This window comes from Stenoxybacter acetivorans DSM 19021, from assembly GCF_000745895.1.
Classification (GTDB): domain Bacteria; phylum Pseudomonadota; class Gammaproteobacteria; order Burkholderiales; family Neisseriaceae; genus Stenoxybacter; species Stenoxybacter acetivorans.
In genome coordinates this window covers 1-4,884 of record NZ_JQKE01000107.1, presented here as the reverse complement: position 1 = coordinate 4,884, position 4,884 = coordinate 1, and the positions used below count along the sequence as shown (strand labels likewise).

General features: G+C 44.9%; 2 protein-coding genes and 1 rRNA gene. 2 read left to right on the top strand and 1 reads right to left on the bottom strand.

The features are described from left to right. Positions 1-66, bottom strand: a 16S ribosomal RNA gene (locus Q384_RS10595); the annotation flags it as partial. A 437-nt stretch (positions 67-503) separates the two neighbouring features. On the opposite strand from Q384_RS10595, the gene Q384_RS10590 reads away from it, so the two are divergent. Then, entirely contained in the window at positions 504-1,622 is a 1,119-nt protein-coding gene (locus Q384_RS10590; RefSeq protein WP_037587936.1) for an anhydro-N-acetylmuramic acid kinase, read from the top strand. Between the two features lie 104 nt (positions 1,623-1,726). Beyond that, entirely contained in the window at positions 1,727-4,114 is a 2,388-nt protein-coding gene (locus Q384_RS10585; RefSeq protein ID WP_084224472.1) for a DNA translocase FtsK, read from the top strand. The last annotated feature ends 770 nt before the right edge of the window (positions 4,115-4,884 follow it).

Sequence of the window (4,884 nt, the reverse complement as noted above, 5' to 3'; positions counted from 1 at the left end):
TTCGACTTGCATGTGTAAAGCATGCCGCCAGCGTTCAATCTGAGCCAGGATCAAACTCTTATGTTTAATCTCAGCTTGTTTCCTTAAGCCGTGTCTTTCAACACAACTTAAGCTGGTCTGATTCAAAGAAATTGACAAGTCTTGATATTAAGTTAAACTTAATTCTTTTCTTGTCTTCTCGAATTCAGTGTGGGCTTCTGTTGCACCCACACTTATCGGTAATCTGTTTTGTTAAAGAGCGTTGCTTCCGCTTGGGTTTTACACTAAACTAGTATGTTCAGCGGTGTTTCCTTGTCGCTTCAGCGAAGAAAGCGAACTATACGTACCTTCGAGTTAACCGTCAAGCCGTTTGGCAAAAAAATTTTCTATGTTTTTTTAAAACGGCTGTTTTTATTGGTATTTGTTTTTAGCCACTCGCTTGCTTATTCATGCACTGTTACTGTATTTACCGCTTCAGCACCCACCTTCACGCAAACACCTTACTTTAAAGAAATCATTTGTTCATGAGCAATCAGTATTACATTGGCTTAATGTCCGGCACCAGCATGGACGGAGTGGACGCGGTTTTGGCAACATTGGACGGAACATCTTGGCATGGTGTTCAACACCATGTATTTTTACCTTATACCAATACTTTAAAACATGCTTTACTGGCACTGCAAAACAGCGGAACTGATGAACTGAGCCGTGCTGCTTTACTGGCACAAGAATTGGCGGCACTCAATGCAAAGGCCGTTATGCAAGTATTGGCACAAGCACAAATAAATGCAAATGATGTTGCCGCCATTGGCTGCCACGGGCAAACCATTCGCCACGCCCCGCAACAGGGTTACAGTATCCAATTGATGGATTATGCCCGTTTGGCAGAATTAACCAAAACAACTGTTATCGGTGATTTCCGTAGCCGTGATTTGGCAGCGGGCGGACAAGGTGCGCCGCTGGTACCTGCCTTTCATCACGCCGTATTTTCCGATACCCAACAAGCACGGGTGGTATTGAATTTAGGCGGCATTGCCAATATCAGTGTATTGCCTGCTGATGATTTACCGTTTGGCTTTGATACCGGACCTGCCAATATGTTGATGGACGCTTGGGTACAATCCCATTGGCAGCAAGATTATGATGCGGGCGGGCATTTGGCGGCAAGCGGCAAAGTCTTGCCTGATTTGTTACGCACTCTGTTGCTACACCCCTATTTCAGGCAGCCTTATCCCAAAAGCACCGGACGTGATTTATTTTCCTTAAATTGGCTGTACGGTTATTTGAACGGTGATGAAAGTGCACCTGATGTTTTACGTACATTATTGGAATTTACAGTACAGAGCATCTGTGATGCTATTATTCAGGTAAATCAAACCGAAAACATCGGCGTTATTCAGTCGGTTTACGCCTGCGGCGGCGGTGTGTGCAATCAATTATTGATGATGCGGCTGCGTGAAGCATTGGCACAACAGCAAATAATGCTGCACACCACCGATGCCTTGAACTTGCCGGCACAACAAACCGAAGCGGCGGCTTTTGCTTGGCTGGCGGCATGCTGGGTAAACCGCTGCCCTGTTTCCGTCCACCGCGCTACCGGAGCGTGCGGCGCGCGTATTTTGGGCTGTGCCTATCTTGTATAATGACTCACTATCCCCAAAACGCATTATTCTTCGGGCGGTGATGCTTGTTATCGCACAGCATCAGCAAAATACCGCCCAACTTCTCTATGCAGATTGAGTGAGTCATGGTAAACAAAAAAAACCACATCAAACCGAAAAATACCACGTCCGGTAAGGTTGCAAAATCTTCTTCACCCTTACTTATCCATTTAATGGGCGATGCTTTGTGGCTGATTGCGCTGATGCTCTTTGCCTATATCACGCTGGCATTGGTCAGTTTCAGCATGAGCGACCCCGCTTGGTCGCGCAGTGTTACCCATATCGATGTTCACAATTGGGCAGGTCTATTGGGTGCTTATACGGCAGACATCAGCTACTACATCTTCGGTTTATCTGCGTGGTGGTGGCTGATTGCCGCTGCCGTTGCACTCTATAAAACTCAAAAACTCTTTCACCGAAACACCTTAGAAACCAAATCCTATCATTTCGGCTTGGCTTTAATTGGTTTGTGCATATTGTGTTTATTCAGCCCAATATTAGAAACGCAGCTGTTCAATACAGATTTGCAGGAATCATTGCCTTTGGGTGCAGGCGGATTAATCGGGCAATTTGCAGCCAAAACATCAAATCACATACTGGGGCGTTCAGGCAGCCTATTAATAATATTGGCAATCATGCTGATTGCGGTGTCGTTGCTGCTGCAAGTATCGTGGTTGATATTGATTGAAAAAATCGGCGCACAGTTGGAATGGTTGTGGCATTGGCTGATTTACCGCCCTCATCGTTTTCTTACCGAGACCCAAAACACTCGGGAAACCCGCCGCTTGGCAGAGCAAACGCAAACCGGCAGCGCAGACACACACGCCGCTCCCGCCATTGCCAGCAGCAACCGTAAAACCGTTGCCATTCATACGCACAATTCTGCCCAAACGGCACATCTGCAAAATGATTTGTTTGACAGCAAACACGCTGATGAAAATCCGCGTACAAAAAGCAATGCGATCAGTAAAAACACCTTAAAGCCAACCCATGATACTCCGCTGACTAACAGCACCCATCTTCCTGATTTAAATTTACTGAAATCCGTTAAACCTGTCGCCGCAACGATTAACGCCGACCAGCTACAGCAAACCGCGGCACGCATTGAAGCCAAACTGCATGAATTTGGCATTAATGCCGAAATTGTAAGCGCGACAGCGGGACCTGTGATTACCCGCTATGAAATTTCACCGGGAGAAGGCGTAAAAGGCAGTCAAATCGTCAATTTAGGCAAAGATTTGGCTCGGGCATTATCAGTGCAAAGCGTGCGGGTGGTGGAAACCATTGCCGGCAAGCCTACAATGGGACTGGAATTGCCCAATACCCATCGGCAAGAGATTTTATTGTCTGAAATTTTAAACACCGATATTTTTCAGGCAACCCAAGACAAACTTACTGTGGCTTTAGGCAAGGACATCGCCGGTATTCCCGTGATTGCCAACTTAGCGAAAATGCCGCATTTATTGGTAGCAGGCACCACCGGTTCGGGTAAATCAGTGGGGGTGAATGGCATGATTGCCTCCATTTTGTTCAAAGCCCGTGCAGATGAAGTGCGCTTTATCATGATTGACCCCAAAATGCTGGAATTGTCGGTATATGAAGGCATTCCGCATTTACTGTGCCCCGTGGTTACTGACATGACACAGGCAGCACAAGCCTTAAATTGGTGTGTGGCGGAAATGGAAAAACGCTACAAGCTCTTGGCACATGTCGGCGTGCGCAATATCGATGGTTTTAACAAAAAAATTCAGGCAGCCTCAATTAACACCCCGCTACTCAATCCATTCAGTCTGAATCCAGATGAGCCTGAACCTTTGCAAACACTGCCGTTTATCGTGGTGGTGATTGATGAGTTGGCAGATTTAATGATGGTGGAAGGCAAAAAAGTAGAGCAACAGATTGCCCGTTTGGCGCAAAAAGCCCGTGCTGCCGGTATTCACCTGATTTTGGCAACGCAACGTCCCAGTGTTGATGTGATTACCGGTTTAATTAAAGCCAATATTCCCACCCGTTTGTCATTTCAAGTGTCCAGCAAAATCGACAGCCGTACCATTCTTGACCAAATGGGTGCGGAAAATTTATTGGGCAAAGGCGATATGTTGTTTTTGCCGCCGGGCGTTCCCGAGCCCGTGCGCTTACATGGTGCATTTGTGTCTGATGAAGAAGTCCACGCTTTAGTAGGCTGCCTGAAAACTCAAGCACCTGCTCAATATATAGACGGCTTACTCAGCGGCGAAGCAACACGAGCCACTATCAATCAAGTAAATCCCGGCTCCGGCAGCGATGAATTATTTGATCAAGCCGCCGCCTTTGTTTTAGAAACACGAAAAACCTCAATTTCTTCTTTACAACGCCACCTGCGCATCGGCTACAACCGCGCCGCTAACTTGATGGAAGCATTGGAAGCTGCGGGTGTGGTGTCTCCCGTCGAATTGGGCGGATCGCGCCGCATATTAACAGGAAAAGATGATTAATTTCAGACACATCGGCAGATAACACATTGTTTTGTCTTTCAGAAAGAATAACAAGCTACCACTGTGCTTATCACAATGTGGCAACTCGCTGATTCATTTGGGTGTATCTTGATGACCAAATTACTTACCGTGTCGGCTTTTTGCCTCTCCTTAATAGCGGATTGCATCTATTATATTTAAACCACTCAGCATATTTTCAAAATTTCTGACAAAGTAACATCATATAAAACAGTTAGATATATTTTTCAATATAAATAGAAATAATTATCATTTGCATTTTTAATTATTTGGTTGTACTATGTATTCACCCTTTTGGTAGTGGTTTGTGTTCCTTTTATCGCCCTTTTCAGGGCGATTTTTTTTATTTTTGCAAAGCCGTTGAAGATTTAAGTAGGCATAAACCAACGCAAACCAGTAATCTAACTGATTGATAATCAAAAAATACAGTCTAAAAACTGCCTCAATTGACCAGACCAAAAAACAATATGTCTGCTGAAATCGGTAAAGCCGCCGTCTTTTATTTGAAACGGCGAACAGCCTTAAAAAATGAACAACCCCGCCGCAGAGCGGCGGGGTATCCGCTGAAATAATTTCAGTTGTAAATCATTATAAATATTTCCCTAATCCCTGCCTTTGTACATAGCGATTGTAGGTATGTAGTCGCTCCTGAATTACTGGCAAGTGATTGAAAATATACAATAAATACTGATTTTATGTTATAATTCACTGCAATAAATCTGTTCAAATACCAAGAAAACCTTGCAGTTATG

What these genes read in the sequence shown, in the direction of transcription:
- Q384_RS10590 (WP_037587936.1), top strand. Translation starts at nt 504, where the DNA reads ATGAGCAATCAGTATTACATTGGCTTAATGTCCGGCACCAGCATGGAC.
- Q384_RS10585 (WP_084224472.1), top strand. Translation starts at nt 1,727, where the DNA reads ATGGTAAACAAAAAAAACCACATCAAACCGAAAAATACCACGTCCGGT.